Genomic DNA, 24,848 nt, shown 5'->3' with positions numbered 1-24,848 from the left:
ACGATGGGGACACACTGAGGCTAAGCGCTATGCTTAACAAAGGAGTCCGAAATGAAAAATCGTTTACGCATCACTGATGATGACCGTTGGCAGTCCGTTGTGGATCGCGACGTTGACGCCGACGGTCAGTTTGTTTTTGCCGTCCAGACTACCGGTATTTTCTGCCGTCCGTCCTGTCGGGCAAAACATGCGCTGCGCAAAAATGTCCGTTTTTTCGCCGATGCTCACCAGGCACAGGATGCCGGGTTTCGCCCCTGTAAGCGCTGCCAGCCGGATAAAGACAGCGCGCAACAACATCGGCTGGACAAAATTGCCCGCGCCTGTCAGTTGTTGGAGCAAGAGTCACCTCTTACGTTGGACGAGCTGGCACAGCAGGTGGCAATGAGCCCGTATCACTTGCATCGTCTGTTCAAAGCCACGACGGGCATGACCCCGAAAGTGTGGCAACAATCATGGCGTGCTCGCCGTCTGCGGGATGCCCTGGCGAAAGGTGTTCCGGTTACACAGGCGATTCTCAATGCCGGATTCCCCGACAGCAGCAGCTACTACCGCAAAGCCGATCAAGCATTAGGCATGACGGCAAAGCAATTTCGTAAAGGTGGCGACAACGTTTCTGTACGCTATACCCTCGCAGATTGCGCTCTGGGCCGTTGTCTGGTGGCGGAAAGCGAGCGGGGTATCTGCGCGATCTTGCTTGGCGATGATGACGCTACGTTGGTTGCGGATCTTCATGCGCTGTTTCCCGCCGCGCAGGATGTTCCTGCAGAGGCCAATTTTCAGCAGCGCGTGCGCGAAGTGATCGTCGCGATCAATTCGCGTGACGCGTCGCTATCGCTACCCCTGGATATCCGGGGCACCGCATTTCAGCAGCAGGTGTGGCAGGCGCTGCGCACAATTCCGTGCGGCGAAACAGTGAGCTACCAACAGCTGGCCAGCGCCATCGGCAAACCGAAGGCGGTGCGCGCGGTGGCCAGTGCCTGTGGGGCCAACAAACTGGCGATTGTTATTCCGTGTCACCGGGTGATCCGTGGCGATGGCGCACTTTCGGGCTACCGATGGGGTATTGCGCGCAAGGCGCAGTTACTGCAACGGGAAACTACTGGCGAGGAAACATAATGCTCGATCTCTTTGCGGATGCTAAACCCTGGCAGGAGCCGCTGGCTTCAGGTGCGGTTATTCTGCGACGTTTCGCTTTTGACTCTGCGCCCTCTTTACTGCAGGCGATAGCGGCTGTCGCCAGACAGTCGCCGTTTCGCCAGATGGTGACGCCCGGCGGCTATACAATGTCGGTGGCGATGACCAACTGCGGCCATCTGGGCTGGACGACGGATCAGCATGGCTATCTTTATTCTCCGTTTGATCCACTCACCGGCACGCACTGGCCGCCGCTGCCGGATGCGTTCGCTGATCTGTGCCAACAGGCGGCGACGGCGGCGGGCTATGCTGATTTTCAACCCGATGCCTGCCTGATTAACCGCTACACGCCAGGGGCAAAGCTGTCCTTACATCAGGATAAAGACGAGCCCGACCTGCGGGCGCCGATTGTCTCTGTATCGCTGGGGCTACCAGCCATCTTTCAATTTGGCGGCTTGCGCCGTAATGACCCTTTAAAGCGTTTACTGCTGGAACACGGCGATGTCGTGGTGTGGGGCGGTAATTCGCGGCTGTTTTATCATGGGATCCAGCCGCTTAAAACAGGGTATCACCCATTAACCGGAGACTGTCGTTACAACCTGACGTTTCGTCTGGCGGGTAAAAAAGAATAAAAATAAGAATTATTATTGCTGTCAGCGAAGAGATGTTTAAACTGCGGGCTGTTATTACTTGTCCGGGTTGTGTGCATGGAACTTTTACTTCTTGTCTGGCGGCAGTATCGCTGGCCATTTATCAGCGTGATGGCGCTCAGCCTCGCCAGCGCCGCGTTGGGGATTGGGCTGATTGCGTTTATCAACCAGCGCTTGATCGAAACGGTCGACACCACGCTGATGGTGCTACCGGAGTTTCTTGGCCTGCTGCTGTTGTTGATGGTTGTCACCCTCGGTTCTCAGCTGGCGTTGACCACGCTGGGTCACCACTTTGTCTACCGCCTGCGTAGCGAATTTATCAAACGAATTCTGGATACTCACGTCGAGCGTATTGAACAGCTTGGCAGCGCCTCGTTGCTGGCCGGTTTAACCAGTGATATCCGCAACATCACCATCGCCTTTGTTCGTCTGCCTGAACTGGTACAGGGGATTATCCTGACCATCGGATCGGCGGCGTATCTGGCGATGCTGTCGACCAAAATGCTGCTGGTAACGGCAATCTGGATGGCAATCACCATCTGGGGCGGATTTGTGCTGGTGGCGCGGGTGTATAAACACATGGCCACCTTGCGCGAAACTGAAGACAAGTTGTACAACGATTATCAGACGGTGCTGGAAGGGCGCAAAGAGCTGACGCTTAACCGCGAGCGCGCCGAGCATATCTTTAATCAGATGTACGTCCCGGATGCCAAAGAGTATCGCCACCATATTATCCGTGCCGATACCTTCCACCTGAGCGCGGTTAACTGGTCGAACATTATGATGCTGGGTGCCATTGGCCTGGTGTTCTGGATGGCTAACAGTCTGGGATGGGCTGATACCGCCGTGGCAGCGACCTATTCTCTGACGCTGTTATTCCTGCGAACGCCGCTGCTCTCTGCCGTTGGCGCGCTGCCGACGCTGCTTACCGCGCAGGTGGCGTTCAACAAACTGAATAAATTCGCACTAGCACCTTTTAAGGCCGAATTCCCACGCCCAACCGCGTTTCCCAACTGGCAAACGCTGGAGCTGCGCAACGTGGTTTTCCACTATCAGGATAATGCGTTTTCCGTAGGGCCGGTGAATCTGACGATTCATCGCGGTGAACTGATCTTCTTGATTGGCGGCAACGGTAGCGGGAAATCTACGCTGGCGATGTTACTGACCGGTCTATACCAGCCGCAGTCAGGCGAAATATTGCTTGATGGTAAGGCCGTTGCCGTTGAAAAACCGGAAGACTACCGCAAGCTATTCTCTGCCGTATTTACCGACGTCTGGCTGTTCGACAAACTGCTGGGGCCGGAAGGTAAAGAGGCTAATCCGCAGCTGGTCGCGAAGTGGCTGGAACATCTGAAGATGGGTCATAAGCTGGAGCTGAGCGATGGTCGTATCCTCAATCTGAAGCTGTCGAAAGGGCAGAAGAAACGCGTGGCGCTGCTGCTGGCCCTGGCGGAGGAGCGCGACATCATTCTGCTGGATGAATGGGCTGCCGATCAGGACCCCCATTTCCGCCGGGAGTTCTATCAGGTGCTATTGCCTTTGATGCAGGAAATGGGGAAAACCATTTTCGCCATCAGCCACGACGATCACTATTTTATTCACGCCGATCGTCTGCTGGAAATGCGTAACGGACAGTTGAGTGAACTGTTGGGCGATGAACGTGACGCCGCCTCGCGCGACGCGGTGGCTCGCACAGCCTGAACCTTCGTGCCGCCGGTTTTTTAGCCACCCGGCGGCACTGTTTATTGTTATTTACATAAATCGGCATCATGATTAATGATATTTCATATCATGGATTTATGATTAATGTCCGTAATAAACAAAAACAGCGCCAGACTGCGTGATGAAGAGCGTGCGCGCCTCATCTGGCTGCTGACCACTGATAAAGCCATTATTTCAACGCTGTTGGGCAAGCTTACCCTGGCTGAGCAATATGACGTCGGTACGTTAGCCGACGATATTGCTGAGGTAGGGGCGCTGGTGGCTCACCTGCCACCGCCTGACCTTGCCGATACCCTCGAAGCTTTGCCCTCAGAAGAGCGCCACGCCCTGTGGCGACTGGTCGAAAATGAAAAGCGCGGTAACGTCTTGCTTGAGGCGTCTGAAAACGTCTGGGACGACCTGATCGATGAGATGAGCGACCGCGAGCTGCTGGATGCGCTGCAATACCTCGATATCGATGAACAGATTTACCTTGTTCAACATTTGCCTCGTAACCTTACCGGTCGTCTGCTGGCGACGTTACCGGCAGAGGAGAGGACGCGCGTCCGCCAGGTGCTGCACTATGAGAAGAATAGCGTCGGCGCGATCATGGAGTTCGAAGTCATCACCGTGCGTCCGGACGTGACGCTGGAAGTGGTGCAACGCTACCTGCGGCGGCTGGGGAAAATGCCGGAGAACACCGATAAACTTTTCGTGACCGATCGCAATAAAGTGCTGGTTGGCGAACTGACGCTAACCTGCATTTTGCTCAATGATGTGCAGCGAAAAGTCAGCGAGGTGATGGAAGAAGACCCGCTCACCTTTTCTCCGGAAGATATCGCCGAAAACGCTGCGCGTACTTTCGAACGTGACAACTTGGTCAGTGCCGCGGTGGTTGATCCTTCCGGTAAACTGATGGGCCGTTTAACCATTGATGAGATCGTCGATGTGGTCTATGAAGAAACCGACACCGATCTGCGTCGAATGGGGGGCTTAAGCGCCGAAGAGGACGTGTTCGCACCTGTTACCAAAGCGGTAAAAACCCGCTGGGCATGGTTGGCCGTTAACCTCTGTACCGCCTTTATTGCCTCGCGGGTGATCGACGGTTTTGAACATACGATTTCGCAACTGGTGGCGCTGGCCTCGTTGATGCCGATTGTGGCGGGTATCGGCGGCAATACCGGGAATCAAACTATCACTATGATCGTCCGCGCGCTGGCGCTGCAAAATATTCAGCCGGGGAACCTGACGTTTCTCATCCTGCGCGAGATGGGCGTGGCGTTAATCAACGGCCTCGTGTGGGGCGGGATTATGGGGGGCATTACCTGGTGGCTGTATGATGATATGGCGCTCGGCGGTGTGATGACCCTGGCGATGATGCTCAATCTGCTGATGGCGGCGTTGATGGGGGTTATCATTCCGATGACGATGGTGAAGCTCGGGCGCGACCCGGCGGTCGGCTCGAGCGTCATGATAACCGCTATCACTGATACTGGTGGTTTCTTTATTTTTCTCGGTCTGGCAACGCTGTTTCTGATGTAGTCGCCCGTTTGCGTCTGACGATACGCGGCAGAATGAGCATCGTCATCACCCCGGCAACCACGCCAATCGCCAGGTTGCCGGTTGAGACCGTGGCAGCGACGGTCACCAGCATCACCAGCGTTTCAGTGACGGGGAGATTCCTCAGCGTAGCGGGCTGGATGCTGTGCCAACTGAAGGTTTTTACCGCCACAATCACCATAATACCTGCCAGCACCGACATGGGTATTTCTGCCATCACTTCGCTTAACCCAGTGACTAACAGGAGCAATACCAGTCCGGCGGCAACCGTCGAGACGCGGCTGCGTCCTTTGCCCATCTCGACGTTAACGATGGTTTGACCAATCATCGCGCACCCGGCGATGCCGCCATAAAATCCGGCCAGAATATTGGCTATCCCCAGCCCGGCACTCTCGCGATTCTTATTCGACGGCGTCATCGTCAGGTCATCCACCAGGCGGGCGGTTAACAGCGACTCCATCAAACCAACAAAAGCGATACTCAGCGCGCAGGGCCAGATAATCGCCAGCGTTTGCAGGTTGAGCGGAACCAACAACTCGGTGAAACCCGGCAGGCCGCCGCTCATTGAACCTTCATCACCGACGGTCGGTAACAGTTGCCCGCTGGTGACAGTGAACACGGTTAGCAGCACGATGGCGATAAGCGGTGCGGGAATTGCTTTAATAAACCGCGGAACCCACAGCACAATCAGCAGCGTCAGGACAAACAACCCCCAGATGAGCGGGCTTTTGCCCCAGAAGTGCGGGGCCTGGGCAAAGAAAATCAATATCCCCAGCGCGTTGACAAAACCGGTCATCACGGCCGTAGGGATGAATCGCATCAGACGTGCCATTCCCAATACACCAAACAGGATCTGAATCATCCCGGCCAGCACCACTGCAGGCAGGATGTATTGCACGCCGTGTTGATGCACCATCGGACCAATCACCAGCGCAACCGATCCTGCAGCGGCGGTAACCATTGCGGGACGACCGCCTAAAAAAGACATCGCCAGGCACAGTACGACGGAGGCTACCAGACTGACTTTAGGATCAACGCCGGCGATCACGGAAAACGAAATCACTTCCGGGATCAGCGCCAGGGCGGTTACCACACCGGCCAGCGTTTCGCGAACCAGCAGACGGGGTTGGCGGAGCACGGCACGGGTCGCGTGTTCAGCGACTGCGGCAGAAGAATGTTGAGTTGCAGACATAGTTACACTCAGGTCAAAAATGGCCTGATACAGCAGACCGACAGGCATCCGTGCGGTGAATAGCAAAGCGCAGCATAGTACCCGTCAGATGGACCGGTTTCCAGAAATGATTGTCAATAACCGCATAAACTATCAACGTATTAATAACATTTTTAAAAATTAAATATAATTTATAAACTTTATTTAATTATTTTTACTTAAGTGTTACCGTTGGTGCCGCTCGATTTTCACCTGCATTAAAAGCAAAAAAGCGATACTAAAAGTAAGGCATTAACATTATGAAAAAAGTGACTGCCATGCTCTTCACCATGGCCGTTGGGCTGAATGTTGTCTCAATGGCGGCAAAAGCGAAAGCGGCGGAAGAGCAGGAAACGGATGTACTGTTGATTGGCGGCGGCATCATGAGCGCCACGCTGGGAACCTATTTACAGGAGCTGGAGCCGCAATGGTCAATGACCATGGTTGAGCGACTGGATGGTGTAGCGCAGGAAAGCTCAAACGGCTGGAATAACGCCGGAACCGGCCACTCCGCACTGATGGAGCTGAACTACACGCCTAAAAAGGCCGACGGTAGCATCAGCATTGAAAAGGCAGTCGAAATTAACGAAGCCTTCCAGATTTCCCGCCAGTTTTGGTCCTATCAGGTCAATAATGGCGTAATGCATGAACCACGCTCGTTTATCACCACCGTTCCGCACATGAGTTTTGTCTGGGGTGACGAGAACGTGAACTTCCTGCGTGCCCGTTACACCGCACTGCAGCAGAGCACGCTATTCCGTGGTATGCGCTATTCCGAAGACCATGCGCAGATTAAAGAGTGGGCGCCGCTGGTCATGGAAGGTCGCGATCCGCAGCAGAAAGTCGCAGCAACGCGTACCGAGATTGGTACTGACGTGAACTACGGCGAAATCACCCGCCAACTGATTACCTCATTGCAGAAAAAGCCCAACTTTGCACTGCAGTTGAGCACCGAAGTACGTGGCTTTAAGCGTAATGCCGACAATAGCTGGACGGTCACGGTCGCCGATCTGAAAAATAATGAAGCGGAACACGATATCAAGGCGAAGTTTGTCTTTATCGGTGCCGGTGGCGCTGCGCTGAAGCTGTTGCAGGAAACCGACATTCCGGAAGCGAAAGGCTATGCCGGATTCCCGGTGGGCGGGCAGTTCCTGGTTGCGGACAATCCGGATGTGGTCAATCGCCACCTGGCAAAAGTGTACGGCCAGGCCTCCGTTGGCGCGCCGCCGATGTCTGTACCGCATATCGATACCCGTATCCTTGATGGCAAGCGCGTTGTGCTGTTTGGGCCATTCGCGACATTCTCCACCAAGTTCCTGAAAAACGGTTCATTGTGGGATCTGCTCAGCTCGACCACCACCTCAAACTTTATGCCGATGGTCAACGTGGGTCTGGATAACTTCGATCTGGTGAAATATCTGGTGAGCCAGGTGATGCTCAGCGACGACGACCGTTTTGCTGCGCTGCAAGAGTACTATCCGCAGGCGAAAAAAGAAGACTGGCGTTTATGGCAGGCCGGCCAGCGTGTGCAGATCATAAAAAGCGATGCGGAGAAGGGCGGCGTGCTGCGTCTGGGCACTGAAGTCGTCAGCGATAAAGAAGGCACGATTGCTGCGCTGCTGGGAGCTTCTCCGGGCGCATCTACCGCGGCACCGATCATGCTGCATCTGATGGAAAAAGTGTTTAAAGATAAAGTAGCCAGCCCAGAGTGGCAGGCGAAGCTGAAAACCATTATTCCGTCTTATGGTACTAAGCTGAACAGTAACGTTGAGGCTACGGAGCAAGAGCTGCAATACACCAGTGAGGTTCTGGGTCTGAAATATGACAAGCCGCAGGTTGCTGATGAAGCGCCGAAACCACAGCTGAAACCTCAGGCACAACCGCAGCCTGAGCAGAAAGCCGTCGCGGATATCGCGCTATAAAATAAAATGCCGGATGGCGCTGCTGCGCTTATCCGGCATTGTTCATGCGTCTGTAGGCCGAATAAGGCGGTACACCGCCATCCAGCGCATTCTCACTTAGCGCGCGACTGCGTCCTGAATTTTATCTTCTGCTTTCCAGATACGGTATTTAACGTCCACGTTTTCCGGGGTATAGACCACAATCGGCAACTTGCTGTTGTAACGCAGCATGCCGTCATCACCCAGGTGCGCAGTAATGAATTTCTTCTCTTTCTTACCGTCCGGGCAGGCCATCATGGTTGAAACCGGAGACGTAACTTTGTCAAAGACATAGTAGTCATATCCCCAACCTTCCAGCGTTTTGCTGTCCAGTTCTCCGCCCAGGCGGTGTTGGTTACAGTCAACTTCCAGCGTTTGTCCGATCAGCAGTTCTACTTTCAGAGTAGATTCATCTTTCTCAGGGGTAAGCTGGATAACCTGGCGCTTCATACCCTTTTCGGCCTTAGGATAAGGGGCGACTTTTTCCAGCGGTTGAGCGGCGGTATCGTTACTGGCAGCCCATGCAGAGGTGCTGGCAAAGGCGGCGAAAAGTACGGCAGGGACAATTGTCTTCATCTTATTGTTCACAGTGTTTCCTTTCTTCTGTCTTATGAACGAGTCTGTTGCAGATTAACATATTTGGATAATCTATTAATCTGGATTTACTTATATTTAAAGTGTATTAGATAGAGGTTTACTATCAAGATAGCGATATATTCTAAGAATTATCCTAATATTGAGATCTTTGTCTTTTTGAATAATTCGTTATATACATTGTTATATAACTCATTGAAATGTGAGCAAAAGCGCATTTTTTCCCGCCAACTCAACACTCCTTTGATCCGGCAACAGCATTTACCCCAATTGGGGTATGCACCTCTAACACATCCTGAAATATCTTACGGCTAAAAATAACTACTCATAAATAGTGCAGTTTTTTATGTCGTTCAACCCGCCGAGGGAGGGCGTCATTATGGAAGGACAATGTCATGGTTGATTTATCCCGTCGAGGCATGTTGACAGGCAGTTGGCGAAACGCCAGCGCAGGGATCCGTCCGCCGTGGAGCAAGGAAGACTCTCACTTTCTGGCCCATTGCCTCCGTTGTGACGCCTGCATCCAGGCGTGCGAAACCGACATCCTGCAGCGAGGCCAGGGTGGTTACCCGAGCGTAAATTTCAAACACGGCGAGTGCAGCTTTTGCTATGCCTGCGCAGAAGCCTGTCCCGAATCACTTTTTCTTCCGCGCCACACCAGGGCATGGGATCTGAATTTTACGATTGGGGAAAACTGTCTCGCACATCAGTCCGTTGAATGTCACCGCTGTCAGGATAGCTGTGAGCCCATGGCCATAACCTTTCGCCCCACGCTGTCCGGCATTTATCAGCCGCAGCTCGACAATCAGGACTGTAACGGATGTGGCGCCTGTGTCGCTATCTGCCCGGTATCAGCCATTAACGCGGAGTACAACCATGGACAATAACTGGCAGGTCTGCAGCCTGGTCGTTCAGGCCAAAAGCCAGCATATCAACGATATCGCCACGCAGTTGCGTTCCTTTCCCGGTTGCGAAGTTGCACTCAGCGATGTGGAAAGTGGTCAGCTGATTGTGGTGGTGGAAGCTGAGCAAAGTGAAACGCTAATGAAAACAATTGAGTCAGTGCGCAACGTTGCGGGCGTGCTGGCGGTGTCGCTGGTTTATCACCAGCAGGATGAGCAAGGTGAGGAAACACCATGAAACTCAGTCGTCGTAGCTTTATGAAAGCTAACGCCGTTGCGGCCGCTGCGGCGGCTGCCGGGTTAAGCGTGCCGGGCGTTGCCCGCGCGGTAGTCGGTCAGCAAGAAGCCATCAAATGGGACAAAGCCCCGTGCCGTTTTTGCGGGACGGGCTGTGGCGTATTGGTCGGAACGCAGCAAGGGCGTGTTGTGGCATGCCAGGGCGATCCGGATGCGCCGGTTAACCGTGGGCTTAACTGCATCAAAGGTTACTTCCTGCCGAAAATCATGTACGGAAAAGACCGTTTAACGCAGCCGATGCTGCGCATGAAAGACGGCAAGTATCACAAAGAAGGCGAGTTCACCCCGATTAGCTGGGACCAGGCCTTTGATGTGATGGAAGAGAAATTCAAAACGTCGATGAAAGAGAAAGGCCCAGAGTCTATCGGTATGTTCGGCTCTGGCCAGTGGACGATTTGGGAAGGTTATGCCGCTGCCAAATTGTTTAAAGCGGGTTTCCGTTCCAATAACATCGACCCGAACGCACGTCACTGCATGGCATCAGCGGTAGTCGGTTTTATGCGTACCTTCGGTATGGATGAACCGATGGGCTGCTATGACGATATCGAGCATGCAGACGCCTTCGTCCTGTGGGGCGCGAATATGGCGGAGATGCACCCGATCCTGTGGTCGCGCATCACCAATCGTCGTCTGTCCGATCCTAACGTGAACGTCGCGGTTCTCTCCACCTTCCAGCACCGCAGCTTTGAGCTGGCGGATAACGGTATGGTCTTCACGCCGCAAACCGATCTGGTGATCCTCAACTACATCGCGAACTACATCATTCAAAACAATGCGATTAACCAGGATTTCTTTAGCAAGCACGTTAACCTGCGTAAAGGCGTGACGGACATCGGCTACGGTCTGCGTCCAACCCATCCGCTGGAAAAAGCGGCGAAAAACCCGGGATCCGATGCCTCTGAACCGATGAGTTTTGAGGATTACAAAGCCTTCGTTGCTGAGTACACGCTGGATAAAACCGCCGAAATGACCGGCGTACCGAAAGATCAGCTGGAACAGCTGGCGCAGCTGTATGCCGATCCGAAGAAAAAAGTTATCTCCTACTGGACGATGGGCTTTAACCAGCACACCCGCGGCGTGTGGGCCAACAACCTGGTCTATAACCTGCACCTGCTGACTGGCAAAATCTCCCAGCCAGGCTGCGGCCCGTTCTCTCTGACAGGTCAGCCTTCCGCATGCGGTACCGCGCGTGAAGTCGGTACATTCTCCCATCGTCTGCCTGCGGACATGGTGGTGACGAACGAAAAACACCGTGATATCTGCGAGAAGCACTGGAATATTCCGTCAGGGACCATTCCGGCTAAAATCGGTCTGCACGCCGTGGCGCAAGACCGCGCGCTGAAAGATGGCAAGCTCAATGTCTACTGGGCGATGTGTACCAACAACATGCAGGCTGGTCCGAACATCAACGAAGAGCGTATGCCGGGCTGGCGCGATCCGCGCAACTTCATCATCGTCTCCGATCCGTACCCGACGATCAGCGCCCTGTCGGCTGACCTGATCCTGCCGACCGCGATGTGGGTAGAGAAAGAAGGCGCCTACGGGAACGCGGAACGCCGTACGCAGTTCTGGCGTCAGCAAATTAAAGCGCCGGGCGAATCGAAATCGGATCTGTGGCAACTGGTGCAATTTTCTCGTCGCTTCAAAACAGAAGAAGTGTGGCCGGAAGAGCTGCTGGCACAAAAACCGGAACTGCGCGGTAAAACGCTGTATGACGTGCTGTTTGCCACGCCAGCAGTAACGAAATTCCCAGTGACTGAACTGGCTGAAGATCAACTGAACGATGAATCCCGCGAGCTGGGCTTCTATCTGCAAAAAGGCTTGTTCGAAGAGTACGCCTGGTTTGGTCGCGGTCACGGGCATGACCTTGCGCCATTTGACGATTACCACAAAGCGCGCGGTTTACGCTGGCCGGTCGTTGAGGGCAAAGAAACCCAGTGGCGCTACAGCGAAGGCAATGATCCTTACGTGAAAGCAGGTGAAAGCTACAAGTTCTACGGTAAACCGGACGGCAAAGCGGTTATCTTCGCGCTGCCATTTGAACCTGCTGCTGAAGCGCCGGATAAAGAATATGACCTGTGGCTGTCTACCGGACGTGTGCTGGAACACTGGCATACCGGCAGTATGACGCGTCGTGTGCCTGAACTGCACCGTGCTTTCCCGGAAGCCGTGCTGTTTATCCACCCGCTGGATGCAAAAGCACGCGATCTGCGCCGTGGCGATAAGGTCAAAGTGATTTCCCGTCGTGGCGAAGTGATTTCGATTGTTGAAACACGCGGTCGTAACCGTCCGCCGCAGGGGCTGGTGTACATGCCGTTCTTCGACGCCGCACAGCTGGTGAACAACCTGACGCTGGATGCGACGGATCCGCTCTCCAAAGAGACGGATTTCAAGAAGTGCGCCGTGAAACTGGCGAAGGTGTAACGCGTTATGTCCCGGTCAGCAAAACCCCAAAATGGCCGCCGCCGCTTTCTGCGCGATATGGTTCGCGCAGCGGGCGGGCTGGCCGTCGTTGGCGTGGCGCTGGGGTTGCAACAACAAACCGCACGCGCAACCGGCGTGCGGTTGCGCCCGCCAGGTGCACTGAGCGAGGAGGCATTCGCCAGCGCCTGCGTACGTTGCGGTCAGTGCGTTCAGGCGTGTCCGTATGACACGCTGAAACTGGCAACGTTGGCCTCCGGGCTGGCGGCCGGTACGCCATATTTTGTCGCCCGTGATATTCCCTGCGAAATGTGTGAGGACATTCCGTGTGCCAAAGTCTGCCCGAGCGGCGCGTTGGACAGGGAAATTGAATCCATTGACGATTCGCGTATGGGGCTGGCGGTACTGCTGGATCACGAAAACTGCCTCAACTATCAGGGATTACGCTGCGACGTTTGCTATCGCGAGTGCCCGAAAATCGATGAGGCGATCACCCTGGAGCTGGACCGCAATATGCGTACCGGCAAGCATGCGCGGTTTATTCCGACCGTGCACAGCGATGCCTGTACCGGCTGTGGGAAATGCGAAAAAGTCTGCGTACTGGAACAGCCAGCAATAAAAGTGCTGCCGCTGTCGTTGGCGAAAGGGGAGTTAGGACACCATTACCGCTTCGGTTGGCTGGAGGGGAACAATGGCAAATCGTAAACGTGATGCCGGGCGTGAAGCGCAGGCAAAAAAAGGATGGTGGAAGAGTCATCGCTGGCTGCTGCTGCGTCGTTTGAGTCAATTTCTGATACTGGCGATGTTCCTCAGCGGCCCATGGCTTGGCGTGTGGATCCTGCATGGCAACTACAGTAGCAGCCTGTTGCTGGACGCTATCCCGTTCACCGATCCGCTGATTACTCTGCAAAGCCTGGCTAGCGGACACCTGCCGGCGACGGTGGCATTAACGGGGGCTGCCATCATCACGGTGCTGTATGCCCTGGCCGGTAAGCGACTGTTTTGCAGTTGGGTTTGTCCCATGAACCCGGTTACCGATTTAGCCAGTTGGTTGCGCAGAAGGTTTGACCTGAATCAGTCCGCAACCCTGCCGCGCCATATACGGTACGTCCTGCTGGTGGTTATCCTGGTCGGTTCCGCCCTGACCGGTACGCTGCTGTGGGAGTGGATAAATCCAGTTTCTCTGCTTGGACGGAGTCTGGTAATGGGATTCGGTAGCGGAGCGCTGCTGATCCTCGCGCTGTTTTTATTTGATTTACTGGTCGTTGAGCATGGCTGGTGCGGGCATCTTTGCCCACTGGGTGCGCTGTATAGCGTGGTGGGAAGCAAAGGGGCATTAACCGTTTCGGCAAAAGAACGTAACAGATGTAACCGCTGTATGGATTGTTTTCATGTTTGCCCGGAACCGCATGTGCTACGTGCGCCGGTGCTGGATGAGCAAAGTCCGGTGCAGGTAACCAGCCGCGATTGCATGGCCTGCGGTCGCTGTGTGGATGTCTGTTCTGAGGATGTTTTTACAATAACAACACGATGGAGTTCGGGAGCGAAATCATGAAAAGCCATGACCTGATTAAGACGCTGTGTCAATGGACGGCCCTGCTTGCCCTGGTCGTCAGTGGGGCCGTTTGGGCTGCAAATGGAGTGGATCTGAGCCAGTCACCGGAAGTCTCAGGAACACAGGAAGGGGCGATTCGCATGCCGAAAGAGCAAGAGCGCATGCCGCTGAACTATGTGAATCAGCCGCCGATGGTTCCGCATAGCGTTGAAGGGTATCAGGTGACGACTAACACTAACCGCTGCCTGCAATGCCACGGTGTGGAAAGCTATCGCACTACCGGTGCGCCGCGAATCAGTCCGACGCACTTTATGGACAGCGACGGTAAGGTATTGGCTGAAGTTGCGCCGCGTCGTTATTTCTGCCTGCAATGTCACGTTCCGCAGGCTGACGCCGCGCCGATTGTTGAAAATACCTTCACCCCCTCGAAAGGTTACGGGAAATAAGAGGTCATTATGGAAAATTCTAACCGTAAACCAGGCTGGATTAAGCGCGTCTGGCAATGGTGGCGTCGCCCCAGCCGTCTGGCGCTCGGCACGCTGTTGTTAATCGGCTTTGTGGGCGGCATTATTTTCTGGGGCGGCTTTAATACCGGTATGGAAAAGGCCAATACAGAAGAGTTCTGCATTAGCTGTCACGAAATGCGCAATACGGTATACCAGGAATACATGGAAACCGTACACTACAACAACCGCAGTGGTGTGCGAGCGACTTGCCCTGATTGCCACGTCCCGCATGAGTGGGGCCCGAAAATGATTCGTAAGATCAAGGCCAGTAAAGAGCTGTACGCGAAAGCACTGGGGCTGATAGATACACCGCAGAAATTTGAAGATCATCGTCTGACGATGGCGCAAAATGAGTGGCGGCGTATGAAAGATAATAATTCGCAAGAGTGCCGAAACTGTCACAACTTCGAGTTTATGGATTTAACCGCCCAGAAAGGCGTTGCGGCCAAAATGCACGACCAGGCCGTGAAAGACGGGCAAACCTGTATTGACTGTCATAAAGGGATAGCGCACAAACTGCCTGATATGCGCGAAGTCAAACCGGGCTTTTAACAGGATGTAGATAACCAGGTATGCTTGAAGCCAGAGAATTACTTTGCGAGCGGGATGACAGAATACTGTTCAGCAATCTGTCATTTCGCGTCAACGCAGGGGAATGGGTACAAATTACCGGCAGCAACGGCGCAGGGAAAACTACTCTGCTGCGGTTGCTTACCGGGCTGGCGCGTCCCGATGCAGGGGAGGTTTGCTGGCAAGAGCAGCCGCTGCATCACGTGCGGGACAACTACCATCAGCAACTGCTGTGGATCGGACATCAGCCGGGGATAAAAACCCGGCTTTCGGCGTTGGAGAACCTGCGTTTCTTCCATCATGACGGCGACATTGCACAGTGTCTGGCTGCGCTGGCGCAGGCGGGACTTGCCGGATATGAAGATATCCCGGTGAACCAGCTCTCCGCCGGACAACAGCGGCGCGTAGCGCTGGCCCGTTTGTGGCTGACCCGCGCCCGGTTGTGGATCCTCGATGAACCCTTTACCGCCATTGATGTGAACGGCGTTGAGCGACTGACTCAGCGTATGGCGCAGCATACGGAGCAGGGCGGCATTGTTATTCTCACCACCCACCAACCGCTCAATGTTGAAACCGATAAAGTGCGACGTATTGCGCTGACCAGCGAGAGGGCAACGCAATGATGTGGCGAATCTTCCGTTTAGAACTGCGAGTTGCGTTTCGTCATAGTGCGGAAATCGCCAATCCTTTATGGTTCTTCCTGATTGTTATTACGCTGTTCCCCCTGAGCATTGGGCCGGAGCCACAGCTGCTGGCGCGCATTGCGCCGGGCATCATCTGGGTTGCGGCGCTGCTGGCGTCATTGCTGGCGCTGGAGCGCCTGTTTCGTGATGATCTGCAGGACGGCAGCCTTGAGCAACTGATGCTGCTGCCGCTGCCGCTGCCGGCCGTGGTGCTGGCAAAAGTGATGGCGCACTGGGTCGTGACCGGCCTGCCGCTGCTGATCCTCTCGCCGCTGGTGGCGCTGCTGCTGGGCATGGATATGTACGGCTGGAAAATTATGGCGCTGACCTTGTTACTTGGTACTCCGACGCTGGGTTTTCTCGGCGCGCCGGGTGTGGGGTTGACGGTGGGATTAAAGCGCGGCGGCGTGCTGTTAAGCGTGCTGGTGCTCCCGCTCACCATACCCTTACTGATTTTTGCGACCGCCGCGATGGATGCGGCTTCTATGCACTTACCGGTTGAAGGGTACATGGCAATTCTGGGTGCGTTGCTGGTCGGCAGCGCCACGTCAAGCCCGTTTGCCACAGCCGCTGCGTTACGGATAAGCGTGCAGTAACGAGAATTAGATGTGTAGGCCGGGCAAGGCGCTCTGGCACAACGGATTTTAATTTATGGAGTCTGGTGACTGAACTATGTGGAAAACACTTCATCAATTGGCGATGCCCCCTCGGCTCTATCAGATCTGTGGCTGGTTTATCCCGTGGCTGGCGATTGCCAGTGCGGTGGTACTGATAACGGGATGGATCTGGGGCTTTGGTTTCGCGCCTGCGGATTACCAGCAGGGGCAAAGCTATCGCATTATTTATCTGCACGTTCCGGCGGCAATCTGGTCGATGGGCATTTATGCCTCGATGGCTGTTGCCGCGTTTATCGGCCTGGTCTGGCAGATGAAAATGGCCAATCTGGCGCTGGCTGCGATGGCGCCGATTGGTGCAGTGTTTACCTTTATTGCGCTGGTGACCGGCTCCGCATGGGGCAAACCGATGTGGGGAACCTGGTGGGTCTGGGATGCCCGACTCACCTCTGAACTGGTGCTGCTGTTTCTCTACGTTGGCGCCATTGCGCTGTGGCATGCCTTTGACGACCGCCGTCTGGCAGGTCGTGCCGCCGGTATTCTGGTGCTGATTGGCGTAGTCAACTTACCGATTATCCACTACTCGGTTGAGTGGTGGAATACGCTGCATCAGGGGTCTACCCGCATGCAGCAAAGCATCGATCCGGCGATGCGTACGCCGCTGCGTCTGGCGATCGTCGGCTACCTGTTACTGTTTGTCACGCTGGCGCTGATGCGCATGCGTAACCTGATTTTGATGATGGAAAAACGCCGCCCGTGGGTGAGCGAACTGATCTTAAAAAGAGGCCGCCAATGACCCCTGCATTTGCATCATGGAGTGATTTTTTCGCGATGGGCGGCTACGCCTTGTATGTCTGGCTTGCTGTAGCGATGAGCGTAATCCCGCTGGTGGTGCTGGTACTGCATTCCACGTTACAACATCGCGCAATTTTACGCGGTGTGGCGCAGCAGCGGGCGAGAGAAGCGCGTATGCGTGCGGCGCAAGTGCAACGGGAGGCGGCGTGAATATTCGACGTAAAAATCGGTTATGGATAGCCTGTGCGGTACTGGCGGGTCTGGCTTTGACCATTACGCTGGTGCTTTATGCGCTGCGTTCTAATATTGACCTGTTCTATACGCCGGGAGAGATACTCTACGGTAAGCGCGAAACGCAGCAGATGCCCGAAGTCGGTCAGCGCCTGCGCGTGGGCGGAATGGTGATGCCCGGTAGCGTAAAGCGCGATCCGCAGTCGTTGAAGGTGAATTTCAGTATCTATGACGCCGAAGGTGTGGTGGATGTCACCTATGAAGGCATTCTGCCGGATCTGTTCCGCGAAGGGCAGGGCGTCGTTGTTCAGGGCGAGCTGGACGGGGGAAATCATGTGCAGGCTAAAGAAGTGCTTGCTAAACATGATGAGAATTACACCCCGCCGGAAGTCGAAAAAGCGATGCAGGAAAACCACCGTCGCCCGGAAAGTGTTTATAAGGATAAAACGTCATGATGCCTGAAATTGGCAATGCGCTGTTGTGCCTTGCGCTAGGCGTCGCGTTATTGCTGTCGGTCTATCCGCTGTGGGGCGTAGCGCGCGGCGACGTGCGAATGATGGCCTCCGCGCGGCCTTTTGCCTGGGTTCTGTTTATCTGCGTGATGGGGGCGTTCCTGATTCTGGTTAACGCCTTCGTGGTTAATGACTTTACCGTCACCTACGTTGCCAGCAACTCCAATACCCAGCTTCCGGTCTGGTATCGGGTGGCAGCAACCTGGGGGGCCCATGAAGGCTCTCTGCTTCTATGGGTATTGCTGATGAGCGGCTGGACGTTCGCCGTTGCGGCGTTCAGTCAGCGTATGCCGCTGGATATCGTTGCCCGCGTGCTGGCAGTGATGGGGATGGTCAGCGTTGGCTTCCTGCTGTTTATTCTGTTTACCTCCAACCCGTTTGCCCGTACGTTGCCCAACTTCCCTATTGAAGGGCGCGATCTGAACCCGTTGTTGCAGGATCCGGGGCTGATTTTCCATCCGCCGTTGCTGTACATGGGGTATGTCGGTTTCTCCGTGGCCTTCGCGTTTGCGATTGCCGCGCTGATGAGTGGACGACTGGACAGTACCTTCGCTCGTTTTTCGCGTCCGTGGACGCTGGCGGCGTGGGTGTTCCTGACGCTGGGCATTGTGCTCGGTTCGGCCTGGGCCTATTACGAGCTGGGCTGGGGCGGCTGGTGGTTCTGGGATCCAGTTGAGAACGCCTCGTTTATGCCATGGCTGGTGGGAACGGCGCTGATGCACTCGCTGTCAGTAACCGAACAACGTGCCAGCTTTAAAGCCTGGACGCTGCTGCTGTCAATCTGCGCATTCTCGCTTTGCCTGTTAGGTACTTTCCTGGTGCGCTCCGGCGTACTGGTATCGGTGCATGCTTTCGCCTCCGATCCGTCGCGCGGGATGTTTATTCTGGCCTTTATGGTATTGGTGATTGGCGGCTCTCTGCTGCTGTTTGCCGTGCGTGGTCACAAGGTCCGCTCACGGGTAAACAACGCGCTGTGGTCGCGTGAATCTCTGCTGTTGGGCAACAACGTCCTGCTGATTGCCGCCATGCTGGTGGTGCTCTTGGGCACGCTGCTGCCGCTGGTGCACAAACAGCTGGGGCTGGGCAGCATTTCGATTGGCGAACCATTCTTCAACACCATGTTTACCTGGCTGATGGCGCCGTTCGCATTGCTGCTGGGAATTGGGCCATTAGTGCGCTGGGGCCGTGACCGACCGCGTAAACTGAAAACGTTACTGATTATCGCGTTTGTCACCACGCTTGTTCTGTCGCTGCTGCTGCCGTGGTTGTTTGAGGATCGCATTGCCGCTATGACGGTGGTAGGGCTGGCGATGGCATGCTGGATATTCGTGCTGGCGATGTCCGAAGCATTCCTGCGTGTTTCCCGCGGAACGAAGTTAACACCAAGCTATTGGGGTATGGTGTCGGGCCACGTTGGGCTGGCGATTACTATTGTCGGTATTGCCTTCAGCCAGAACTACAGCGTTGAACGCGATGTCCGCATGAAAGCGGGTGATAGCGTCAGTATCCATAACTATCAGTTCACGTTCCGCGAAGTGAAAGATATTACCGGACCTAACTACCGGGGCGGTGTCGCCATTATTGGCGTTACCCGAGATGGTAAACCGGAAGCCACGCTGCATGCGGAAAAACGCTTCTATAACAGCACCAGTTCGATGATGACCGAAGCGGCAATTGACGGCGGGTTCACGCGCGATCTGTACGCCGCGCTGGGTGAAGAACTGGATAACGGCGCATGGGCTGTGCGTCTGTACTACAAACCGTTTATTCGCTGGATTTGGGCCGGAGGATTGCTGATGGCGCTGGGCGGATTGTTCTGCCTGTTTGATCCACGCTATCGTCAGCGCGCGCGTCCTCGCGCCGCGGTGCAAAAAAATGCGTCGGAGGCTGTATGAAGCGCAACGCACTGTTAATTCCGTTTATTATTTTTCTGATCATTGCGGCGGCGCTGCTGTGGCAGCTGGCGCGTAACGCTCAGGGGGACGATCCCACGAATCTGGAATCGGCGTTGATCGGCAAACCCGTTCCGACATTCCGCCTGGAGTCGCTGGAGAATCCAGGTCAGCATTATCAGGCCGATGTGCTGACCCAGGGCAAACCGGTATTGCTGAACGTCTGGGCGACCTGGTGTCCGACCTGTCGCGCCGAACATCAGTATCTGAACCAGCTGTCTGCACAAGGCGTGCGGGTGGTGGGTCTGAACTATAAAGACGATCGTCAGAAAGCCATTGTCTGGCTGAAAGAGCTGGGCAATCCTTACTCATTAAGCCTGTTTGACGGTGACGGTATGCTCGGTCTGGATCTTGGCGTGTACGGCGCGCCGGAGACGTTCCTGATCGACGGTAAAGGTATTATTCGCTATCGCCATGCCGGTGATTTGAATGCCAGGGTGTGGGAGAGCGAGATCAAACCGTTGTGGGATAAGTACAGTAAGGAGGCTGCGCAATGAGATTTTTACTGGGCCTGCTGATGCTGGTTATCTCGGGATCTGCGCTGGCGACCATCGATGTGATGCAGTTTAAGGATGAAGCGCAGGAGCAGCAGTTCCGTCAGCTTACCGAACAGCTGCGCTGTCCTAAATGTCAGAACAACAGTATCGCCGATTCTAACTCGATGATTGCCACCGACCTGCGCCAGAAAGTGTACGAACTGATGCAGGAAGGAAAAAGTCAGAAAGAGATTGTCGACTACATGGTGGCGCGCTACGGCAACTTCGTCACCTACGATCCGCCGTTGACGCCGCTTACAGTGCTTTTGTGGGTGATGCCGGTAGTAGCGATTGGTTTGGGCGGCTGGATTATTTTTGCCCGTACTCGCCGACGCGTTCGGGTGAAGCTGGAAGAGTTTCCTGATGACGTTATCCCGGATGGCAAGCGCGGTGGATTTGGGTTGTTTGTGCCCGGCATAGTGGTGGCGCTGATCGTTGGCGCGGTGAGCTATTATGAAACCGGCAGCTATAAGCAGGTTCAGGTCTGGCATCAGGCCACTGCTCAGGCTCCGGCGCTGCTGGAACGCGCATTGGATCCGAAAGCTGACCCGCTCAATGAAGAGGATATGACACGTCTGGCGCTGGGGCTGCGCACGCGTTTACAAGCCGATCCTACAAACGTTGAAGGTTGGATCATGCTTGGCCGTATTGGCATGGTACTCGGTAATGCCAGTACGGCCACTGAAGCCTATGCCAATGCATATCGACTGGATCCTAAAAACAGCGATGCGGCGCTGGGTTATGCGGAAGCACTGACCCGTTCATCCGATCCTGACGATAATCGCAGGGGCGGGGAGCTGTTACGCCAGCTGGTGCGCGGCGAGCATGCCAACGTGCGGGTTCTCAGCATGTACGCATTTAACGCTTTTGAACAGCAGCGCTTTGGTGAGGCGGTTGCGGCGTGGGAGATGATGCTGAAATTATTACCGGCCAATGATACCCGTCGGGCGGTGATAGAACGCAGCATTAAGCAGGCGATGGAGCAGCTAACGCCGCAGGAGAAGTAAGAGTCCAGATTACCCGAAGGCGTGCTGCTTTCGGGCCTGTGCGAGCTTTGTAGGCCGGATATGACGCTGCTGCGTCGTCATCCGGCATCTCATTGATTACTGCATGCCGCGCGTTTGCAAAAACAGGATGGTGGCAGCAACGCGAGAACGCACATTGAGTTTGCGCAGCAGGTTGCGAATATGCACCTTCACCGTCTGTTCAGAAATATTCAGCACTGATGCAATCTGTTTGTTCGACAGCCCCTGAGCAAGTTCATGCAATACATCCAGCTCGCGTTCGGTGAGAATGCTGAACGGATCTTCTTGTGCGCCAAACAGGTCACGTTCGCGCAGATATTCGCTAACGCGAGCGCTAAACGCTTTACCCCCCTTGGCGCCGTTACGAATGGCTTCCAGCAAGACTTCAGGATCGCTATCTTTCAGTAAATAACCATCCGCGCCGGCATCAATTAAGGCGTACACATCGCTGGCGGCATCCGATACGGTAAGAATAATAATTTGCGCGGTGACGCCGTCCCGACGCAGCGCATTCAGGGTGTCCAGCCCGCTCATACCTTTCATATTGAGATCCAGCAGGATCACATCAAGGTCCAGACGGTTTGCCAGATCGATAGCACTTGCGCCGTCGCCAGCTTCAGCGACTACGTCAAATGCGGGATCCAGTTGCAATAATTGACTAATTCCCCGCCGCATGAGCGGGTGGTCGTCGACAATCAGCACCCGAAAAGGCGTTACTTCAGGCATACTATTCTCCTGAGCTTTTATTAGTATCATTATTGTTTTCAGCGCATCAATCGTCCAGATTCATCGCGCTGATGAGAAGATAAATTTTACCCCAATTTATGCATGGGTAAGTAGTAAAACCTGTGCTGAAGAGAGAGGGGATACCTGGACAATGTGATGCTCAAGAACGGTAAGAAGCCGGGAGGGTGCTGGGGGTGGGTGGAAAATGGGATCAGGCTATGGCATAACTTTTCAGTATCTGCAATCGGCCGATCCTGTATACGGTTACGGTTCTGTCAGTAATGTATAGTTACCGCGCCTTATTGAGAACCAACGTTCACGAATGGTTGTGGTGTAACATTCTGGAGCATTGAGGATCGACCCGTACGTCTTTACACATCAGCCGTCGTTCTTCATCAGAAATGGGTACCCAAGTACAAAAAAGTTACCCACGTTCTGATATTGTTGAGTTTAAAATTTATTGATGAAATAGAGGGCGCGTGATGCCCCTTTATTTATTGCTGCTGTTCTTTCTTTACTCATTTAATCCAGGCATCATTGTATTTAATATTTCCTCTAACATAATTCGATTCAATGCCACGGAATCTAAGACCTACTACCTCATGCATATTAGGGGATGAACTACCGGGATAGTAGACATGTGTAAAATCTACAGAGGATATAACGACATCTTCCAGAGTAATATTATAAATCTCTACTTCGATCCCTGCCTCTATAGTCTCATAATATTTAATGACTGCCTTTTGCAGTCTCTTCCCTTCACAAACAGCTACAGCCAGATAAGGGCTGACTTTATCAAGTTGCTTATGCACAATTACGGGATTATGCTGCCTGCAGCCTGTCATGCTGCCTGCAGCCTGTCATGCTGCCAGTGTTGCTATCAACAGGCTGTCTAACACCGTAACTACTATTCATGACTTCTATGGCACCTTCACGGCCTAAAGATGAACAATCTCCCGGAATCTGCATTCCGTTTTCATCATATAAAAATAAATAAGCTGGTAATGACATGATTAATAGTTTCCATCGTTATCTATAAAGAATGAATCTGAATAGCTTTTATTATTGAGAGAATAAGATATATTATATATATATCCGTTCTTTAATTTAATTTTAAAACAAGTGTCAGGATATTTTAGAGAGATTCCATCATCTGCTTTAATAACCGTATATTTTCTGTCAGGCGAATAGTAGATACTATAACGCTCTAAAATATCTGTTTTATTTACAGTGAAGCAAATAGTATCGCCTTGTTTAAAAACACTACGTTGCTGTGAAACTGGTACACCTCCACCGGGGCAGCCCGACAGAAGAAATATTAAGGGGACAATGGTTGACTTTTTCATCCTGGAAATCCTTTCATAACAGCTTTATATTTTGATATTAAAGAATAAACTGATTCATTAGGATTGTAATCTCTGTATACAGATAAATATGAGGTGCCACTATTAAATCCATATGTGAGAAGTAACCAATAATCACTGGCTATTGATGCTTGCTGTTCTAATCCGTAATGAAGAAAATCAGCCTTATCTAAACTGTAACTGTAATCAGCGAAACGAGAGAACAAACCTCTGGTTCTAACAAACATTCCCTTCTGTGCTTGCCAGGCGTGAACCATCTCATGCATGAATCTGTGTTTTTTCTGTATGTCACGTTCCAAAGAGAAATCAGGTGAATAAGTTCCCTCTCTAAACCAAAGTTCACCGTTTGGCGTCATGGCAACATTTATGGGTTGCATATTGAAGGGGAGATAGCTTTCAAGGTGTACCCACACCTTGCTATAGATAATACTTCCACCAAACAGCGTCCTGGCTAGTGCAATCTCTCCTATTGTAAGTTGCCTGACCCCTCCGGGGACTATGGGAGTTCCCGACGTGGGGTTTATTGTCCAGTCAACGGGTATAGCATATCCATATTATTTGTATTGTTTTATGCGCTAATCGTACTCCTACCCTAAAGCATAGGGAATGTTTCTTTCCGGGATAAATTCTGAATTCTTTAAAATTAAATTACTATAAATCATCTGGTTTCTGAATAAATCAGCCTTGTCATTACAAAGTGAATGCAGGGTATTATGATTGGGCTGGGGCCTATGTGACTTTAAAACTTTCTTGGCTTCATTCCATTTGGGAAGCGTTCTGTATGCGGTGTATTTGGCTGGACAGAAAACGATAAGTGATGGTAAATCAAAAATAGCAGCCTTTGCTAAGTCGATGGTTGGCTACTTTAGCAACTTTGTAAATTTGACGTTGCTAATACGAAGTGGTCTGTGGTTGAAGACCATTGTGGGGAAATTGTCTACGATATCAGAAATGGGTAAGCTATAGGTAGATGATGGCGATGTGGAAAGGGAAGCTCAACTGTTTCAGAAAAAGCAACAAAAGGATGAGTTTCTTAAATTCGTTTTCTCTGACAATAGCATTGCTTCAGGATATCTTTTGCACCGGGCAGACCATCAAAATTCCGTTTTCATAAACGAGGTTGATGACTTCCCGGTGATGTGTATAGCTGAAATGTTACCGCGAAGTCGACGCTTTGCGTTGGGGATTTTTCCCCGATTAATCCCCGTTCAGAAAACAGGCATAAAAAAACCAACCACAAGGGTTGGTTTTTTCTGGGATTTTTGGTCGGCACGAGAGGATTTGAACCTCCGACCCCCGACACCCCATGACGGTGCGCTACCAGGCTGCGCTACGTGCCGACGCGCTGCTAATACTACTGCTTTCCGCTA

At 53.3% G+C, this 24,848-nt stretch carries 27 protein-coding genes and 1 tRNA gene; 20 read left to right on the top strand and 8 right to left on the bottom strand.

The window, feature by feature from the left end:
- Nucleotides 1-51 precede the first annotated feature (51 nt).
- The 4 genes from ada to mgtE all read left to right on the top strand — a co-directional run bounded on the left by ada (nucleotide 52) and on the right by mgtE (nucleotide 5,027).
- The gene (gene ada / locus OGY72_RS10950; protein WP_125112619.1) at nucleotides 52-1,116 is read left to right on the top strand and encodes a bifunctional DNA-binding transcriptional regulator/O6-methylguanine-DNA methyltransferase Ada; all 1,065 of its coding nucleotides are present in this window, start codon (nucleotides 52-54) and stop codon (nucleotides 1,114-1,116) included.
- On the top strand, nucleotides 1,116-1,766 hold the full coding sequence (alkB, locus tag OGY72_RS10945) for a DNA oxidative demethylase AlkB (protein WP_003834647.1): 651 nt from the start codon (nucleotides 1,116-1,118) through the stop codon (nucleotides 1,764-1,766). The genes ada and alkB overlap by 1 nt, the downstream gene beginning before the upstream one ends.
- 75 nt (nucleotides 1,767-1,841) lie before the next feature.
- Nucleotides 1,842-3,485, top strand: coding sequence for a multidrug ABC transporter permease/ATP-binding protein (locus tag OGY72_RS10940; protein ID WP_003834645.1), 1,644 nt, complete (start codon nucleotides 1,842-1,844; stop codon nucleotides 3,483-3,485).
- Nucleotides 3,486-3,590: 105 nt separating this feature from the next.
- A complete protein-coding gene (mgtE, locus tag OGY72_RS10935; RefSeq protein ID WP_198579362.1) occupies nucleotides 3,591-5,027 on the top strand; it encodes a magnesium transporter in 1,437 nt (478 codons plus the stop codon).
- Here the strand turns inward: mgtE and OGY72_RS10930 are convergent.
- Nucleotides 4,990-6,237 (bottom strand): SulP family inorganic anion transporter, encoded by a 1,248-nt coding sequence (locus OGY72_RS10930; protein ID WP_286547765.1) that lies wholly within the window; start codon nucleotides 6,235-6,237, stop codon nucleotides 4,990-4,992. The genes mgtE and OGY72_RS10930 overlap by 38 nt on opposite strands.
- Nucleotides 6,238-6,515: 278 nt before the next feature.
- On the opposite strand from OGY72_RS10930, the gene mqo reads away from it, so the two are divergent.
- Nucleotides 6,516-8,177 carry a malate dehydrogenase (quinone) gene (gene mqo / locus OGY72_RS10925; RefSeq protein ID WP_286547764.1) on the top strand — a complete coding sequence of 554 codons (1,662 nt, stop codon included), beginning with the start codon at nucleotides 6,516-6,518 and terminating at the stop codon, nucleotides 8,175-8,177.
- A 96-nt stretch (nucleotides 8,178-8,273) separates the two neighbouring features.
- Here the strand turns inward: mqo and eco are convergent, their stop codons facing one another.
- On the bottom strand, nucleotides 8,274-8,771 hold the full coding sequence (gene eco / locus OGY72_RS10920; RefSeq protein WP_048216405.1) for a serine protease inhibitor ecotin: 498 nt from the start codon (nucleotides 8,769-8,771) through the stop codon (nucleotides 8,274-8,276).
- 413 nt (nucleotides 8,772-9,184) lie between these two features.
- Between eco and napF the strand changes: the two genes are divergently transcribed.
- From napF to OGY72_RS10845, 15 genes are all read left to right on the top strand, one after another.
- A complete protein-coding gene (gene napF / locus OGY72_RS10915) occupies nucleotides 9,185-9,676 on the top strand; it encodes a ferredoxin-type protein NapF (protein WP_003027564.1) in 492 nt (163 codons plus the stop codon).
- The gene (napD, locus tag OGY72_RS10910) at nucleotides 9,666-9,929 is read left to right on the top strand and encodes a chaperone NapD (protein ID WP_003027560.1); all 264 of its coding nucleotides are present in this window, start codon (nucleotides 9,666-9,668) and stop codon (nucleotides 9,927-9,929) included. Before napF ends, napD begins: the two co-directional genes overlap by 11 nt.
- Nucleotides 9,926-12,412 carry a nitrate reductase catalytic subunit NapA gene (gene napA, locus OGY72_RS10905; RefSeq protein WP_119174428.1) on the top strand — a complete coding sequence of 829 codons (2,487 nt, stop codon included), beginning with the start codon at nucleotides 9,926-9,928 and terminating at the stop codon, nucleotides 12,410-12,412. The genes napD and napA overlap by 4 nt, the downstream gene beginning before the upstream one ends.
- Before the next feature lie 6 nt (nucleotides 12,413-12,418).
- Nucleotides 12,419-13,114, top strand: a complete 696-nt coding sequence (napG, locus tag OGY72_RS10900; protein WP_003834629.1) for a ferredoxin-type protein NapG — start codon at nucleotides 12,419-12,421, stop codon at nucleotides 13,112-13,114.
- On the top strand, nucleotides 13,101-13,964 hold the full coding sequence (gene napH / locus OGY72_RS10895; protein WP_003027552.1) for a quinol dehydrogenase ferredoxin subunit NapH: 864 nt from the start codon (nucleotides 13,101-13,103) through the stop codon (nucleotides 13,962-13,964). Before napG ends, napH begins: the two co-directional genes overlap by 14 nt.
- Complete coding sequence (gene napB / locus OGY72_RS10890) at nucleotides 13,961-14,410, top strand: nitrate reductase cytochrome c-type subunit (RefSeq protein WP_003834627.1); 450 nt, start codon at nucleotides 13,961-13,963, stop codon at nucleotides 14,408-14,410. Before napH ends, napB begins: the two co-directional genes overlap by 4 nt.
- A 9-nt stretch (nucleotides 14,411-14,419) precedes the next feature.
- Complete coding sequence (napC, locus tag OGY72_RS10885; RefSeq protein WP_003027548.1) at nucleotides 14,420-15,022, top strand: cytochrome c-type protein NapC; 603 nt, start codon at nucleotides 14,420-14,422, stop codon at nucleotides 15,020-15,022.
- A gap of 20 nt (nucleotides 15,023-15,042) precedes the next feature.
- Complete coding sequence (gene ccmA / locus OGY72_RS10880; protein WP_057066517.1) at nucleotides 15,043-15,663, top strand: cytochrome c biogenesis heme-transporting ATPase CcmA; 621 nt, start codon at nucleotides 15,043-15,045, stop codon at nucleotides 15,661-15,663.
- Nucleotides 15,660-16,319, top strand: a complete 660-nt coding sequence (gene ccmB / locus OGY72_RS10875; protein ID WP_286547763.1) for a heme exporter protein CcmB — start codon at nucleotides 15,660-15,662, stop codon at nucleotides 16,317-16,319. Before ccmA ends, ccmB begins: the two co-directional genes overlap by 4 nt.
- Before the next feature lie 76 nt (nucleotides 16,320-16,395).
- The gene (locus tag OGY72_RS10870) at nucleotides 16,396-17,133 is read left to right on the top strand and encodes a heme ABC transporter permease (RefSeq protein ID WP_032949675.1); all 738 of its coding nucleotides are present in this window, start codon (nucleotides 16,396-16,398) and stop codon (nucleotides 17,131-17,133) included.
- Nucleotides 17,130-17,342, top strand: coding sequence for a heme exporter protein CcmD (gene ccmD / locus OGY72_RS10865; protein ID WP_048215892.1), 213 nt, complete (start codon nucleotides 17,130-17,132; stop codon nucleotides 17,340-17,342). The genes OGY72_RS10870 and ccmD overlap by 4 nt, the downstream gene beginning before the upstream one ends.
- Nucleotides 17,339-17,818: a cytochrome c maturation protein CcmE gene (gene ccmE, locus OGY72_RS10860; protein WP_032949674.1), complete on the top strand. Its 480-nt coding sequence runs from the start codon at nucleotides 17,339-17,341 to the stop codon at nucleotides 17,816-17,818. The genes ccmD and ccmE overlap by 4 nt, the downstream gene beginning before the upstream one ends.
- Nucleotides 17,815-19,770 (top strand): heme lyase CcmF/NrfE family subunit, encoded by a 1,956-nt coding sequence (locus tag OGY72_RS10855; protein WP_008785295.1) that lies wholly within the window; start codon nucleotides 17,815-17,817, stop codon nucleotides 19,768-19,770. The genes ccmE and OGY72_RS10855 overlap by 4 nt, the downstream gene beginning before the upstream one ends.
- A complete protein-coding gene (gene dsbE, locus OGY72_RS10850; protein ID WP_003834613.1) occupies nucleotides 19,767-20,324 on the top strand; it encodes a thiol:disulfide interchange protein DsbE in 558 nt (185 codons plus the stop codon). Before OGY72_RS10855 ends, dsbE begins: the two co-directional genes overlap by 4 nt.
- Nucleotides 20,321-21,370 carry a cytochrome c-type biogenesis protein CcmH gene (locus tag OGY72_RS10845; RefSeq protein WP_125112613.1) on the top strand — a complete coding sequence of 350 codons (1,050 nt, stop codon included), beginning with the start codon at nucleotides 20,321-20,323 and terminating at the stop codon, nucleotides 21,368-21,370. Before dsbE ends, OGY72_RS10845 begins: the two co-directional genes overlap by 4 nt.
- 96 nt (nucleotides 21,371-21,466) lie before the next feature.
- On the opposite strand, the gene narP is transcribed toward OGY72_RS10845, so the two are convergent.
- The 6 genes from narP to OGY72_RS10815 form a co-directional block, all read right to left on the bottom strand.
- Nucleotides 21,467-22,114: a nitrate/nitrite response regulator protein NarP gene (gene narP, locus OGY72_RS10840; protein ID WP_003834605.1), complete on the bottom strand. Its 648-nt coding sequence runs from the start codon at nucleotides 22,112-22,114 to the stop codon at nucleotides 21,467-21,469.
- A gap of 518 nt (nucleotides 22,115-22,632) precedes the next feature.
- Nucleotides 22,633-22,959 carry an Hcp family type VI secretion system effector gene (locus OGY72_RS10835; RefSeq protein ID WP_286547762.1) on the bottom strand — a complete coding sequence of 109 codons (327 nt, stop codon included), beginning with the start codon at nucleotides 22,957-22,959 and terminating at the stop codon, nucleotides 22,633-22,635.
- Nucleotides 22,937-23,125: a type VI secretion system tube protein Hcp gene (locus tag OGY72_RS10830; protein ID WP_286547761.1), complete on the bottom strand. Its 189-nt coding sequence runs from the start codon at nucleotides 23,123-23,125 to the stop codon at nucleotides 22,937-22,939. Before OGY72_RS10830 ends, OGY72_RS10835 begins: the two co-directional genes overlap by 23 nt.
- Nucleotides 23,126-23,127: 2 nt before the next feature.
- Nucleotides 23,128-23,460, bottom strand: a complete 333-nt coding sequence (locus OGY72_RS10825) for a putative T6SS immunity periplasmic lipoprotein (protein WP_003834599.1) — start codon at nucleotides 23,458-23,460, stop codon at nucleotides 23,128-23,130.
- The gene (locus OGY72_RS10820) at nucleotides 23,457-24,020 is read right to left on the bottom strand and encodes a hypothetical protein (RefSeq protein ID WP_003834597.1); all 564 of its coding nucleotides are present in this window, start codon (nucleotides 24,018-24,020) and stop codon (nucleotides 23,457-23,459) included. Before OGY72_RS10820 ends, OGY72_RS10825 begins: the two co-directional genes overlap by 4 nt.
- Nucleotides 24,021-24,741: 721 nt before the next feature.
- Nucleotides 24,742-24,818: transfer RNA gene (locus OGY72_RS10815), tRNA-Pro, on the bottom strand.
- Nucleotides 24,819-24,848: the final 30 nt, after the last annotated feature.

This window comes from Citrobacter sp. Cpo221, from assembly GCF_030332345.1.
Taxonomy (GTDB): domain Bacteria; phylum Pseudomonadota; class Gammaproteobacteria; order Enterobacterales; family Enterobacteriaceae; genus Citrobacter; species Citrobacter portucalensis.
This window is presented reverse-complemented; position numbering and strand designations above follow the sequence as displayed.

Bases quoted from the DNA above. Each gene is read 5' to 3' on its own strand.
- OGY72_RS10830 (WP_286547761.1), bottom strand. From the start codon at position 23,125: ATGTCATTACCAGCTTATTTATTTTTATATGATGAAAACGGAATGCAG.
- OGY72_RS10855 (WP_008785295.1), top strand. From the start codon at position 17,815: ATGATGCCTGAAATTGGCAATGCGCTGTTGTGCCTTGCGCTAGGCGTC.
- ccmD (WP_048215892.1), top strand. From the start codon at position 17,130: ATGACCCCTGCATTTGCATCATGGAGTGATTTTTTCGCGATGGGCGGC.
- napA (WP_119174428.1), top strand. From the start codon at position 9,926: ATGAAACTCAGTCGTCGTAGCTTTATGAAAGCTAACGCCGTTGCGGCC.
- OGY72_RS10835 (WP_286547762.1), bottom strand. From the start codon at position 22,959: ATGACAGGCTGCAGGCAGCATAATCCCGTAATTGTGCATAAGCAACTT.
- eco (WP_048216405.1), bottom strand. From the start codon at position 8,771: ATGAAGACAATTGTCCCTGCCGTACTTTTCGCCGCCTTTGCCAGCACC.
- ccmA (WP_057066517.1), top strand. From the start codon at position 15,043: ATGCTTGAAGCCAGAGAATTACTTTGCGAGCGGGATGACAGAATACTG.
- ada (WP_125112619.1), top strand. From the start codon at position 52: ATGAAAAATCGTTTACGCATCACTGATGATGACCGTTGGCAGTCCGTT.
- OGY72_RS10870 (WP_032949675.1), top strand. From the start codon at position 16,396: ATGTGGAAAACACTTCATCAATTGGCGATGCCCCCTCGGCTCTATCAG.
- narP (WP_003834605.1), bottom strand. From the start codon at position 22,114: ATGCCTGAAGTAACGCCTTTTCGGGTGCTGATTGTCGACGACCACCCG.
- napB (WP_003834627.1), top strand. From the start codon at position 13,961: ATGAAAAGCCATGACCTGATTAAGACGCTGTGTCAATGGACGGCCCTG.
- OGY72_RS10845 (WP_125112613.1), top strand. From the start codon at position 20,321: ATGAGATTTTTACTGGGCCTGCTGATGCTGGTTATCTCGGGATCTGCG.
- OGY72_RS10825 (WP_003834599.1), bottom strand. From the start codon at position 23,460: ATGAAAAAGTCAACCATTGTCCCCTTAATATTTCTTCTGTCGGGCTGC.
- napC (WP_003027548.1), top strand. From the start codon at position 14,420: ATGGAAAATTCTAACCGTAAACCAGGCTGGATTAAGCGCGTCTGGCAA.
- mqo (WP_286547764.1), top strand. From the start codon at position 6,516: ATGAAAAAAGTGACTGCCATGCTCTTCACCATGGCCGTTGGGCTGAAT.
- napF (WP_003027564.1), top strand. From the start codon at position 9,185: ATGGTTGATTTATCCCGTCGAGGCATGTTGACAGGCAGTTGGCGAAAC.
- alkB (WP_003834647.1), top strand. From the start codon at position 1,116: ATGCTCGATCTCTTTGCGGATGCTAAACCCTGGCAGGAGCCGCTGGCT.
- OGY72_RS10940 (WP_003834645.1), top strand. From the start codon at position 1,842: ATGGAACTTTTACTTCTTGTCTGGCGGCAGTATCGCTGGCCATTTATC.
- OGY72_RS10930 (WP_286547765.1), bottom strand. From the start codon at position 6,237: ATGTCTGCAACTCAACATTCTTCTGCCGCAGTCGCTGAACACGCGACC.
- napH (WP_003027552.1), top strand. From the start codon at position 13,101: ATGGCAAATCGTAAACGTGATGCCGGGCGTGAAGCGCAGGCAAAAAAA.
- napG (WP_003834629.1), top strand. From the start codon at position 12,419: ATGTCCCGGTCAGCAAAACCCCAAAATGGCCGCCGCCGCTTTCTGCGC.
- dsbE (WP_003834613.1), top strand. From the start codon at position 19,767: ATGAAGCGCAACGCACTGTTAATTCCGTTTATTATTTTTCTGATCATT.
- ccmB (WP_286547763.1), top strand. From the start codon at position 15,660: ATGATGTGGCGAATCTTCCGTTTAGAACTGCGAGTTGCGTTTCGTCAT.
- mgtE (WP_198579362.1), top strand. From the start codon at position 3,591: ATGTCCGTAATAAACAAAAACAGCGCCAGACTGCGTGATGAAGAGCGT.
- napD (WP_003027560.1), top strand. From the start codon at position 9,666: ATGGACAATAACTGGCAGGTCTGCAGCCTGGTCGTTCAGGCCAAAAGC.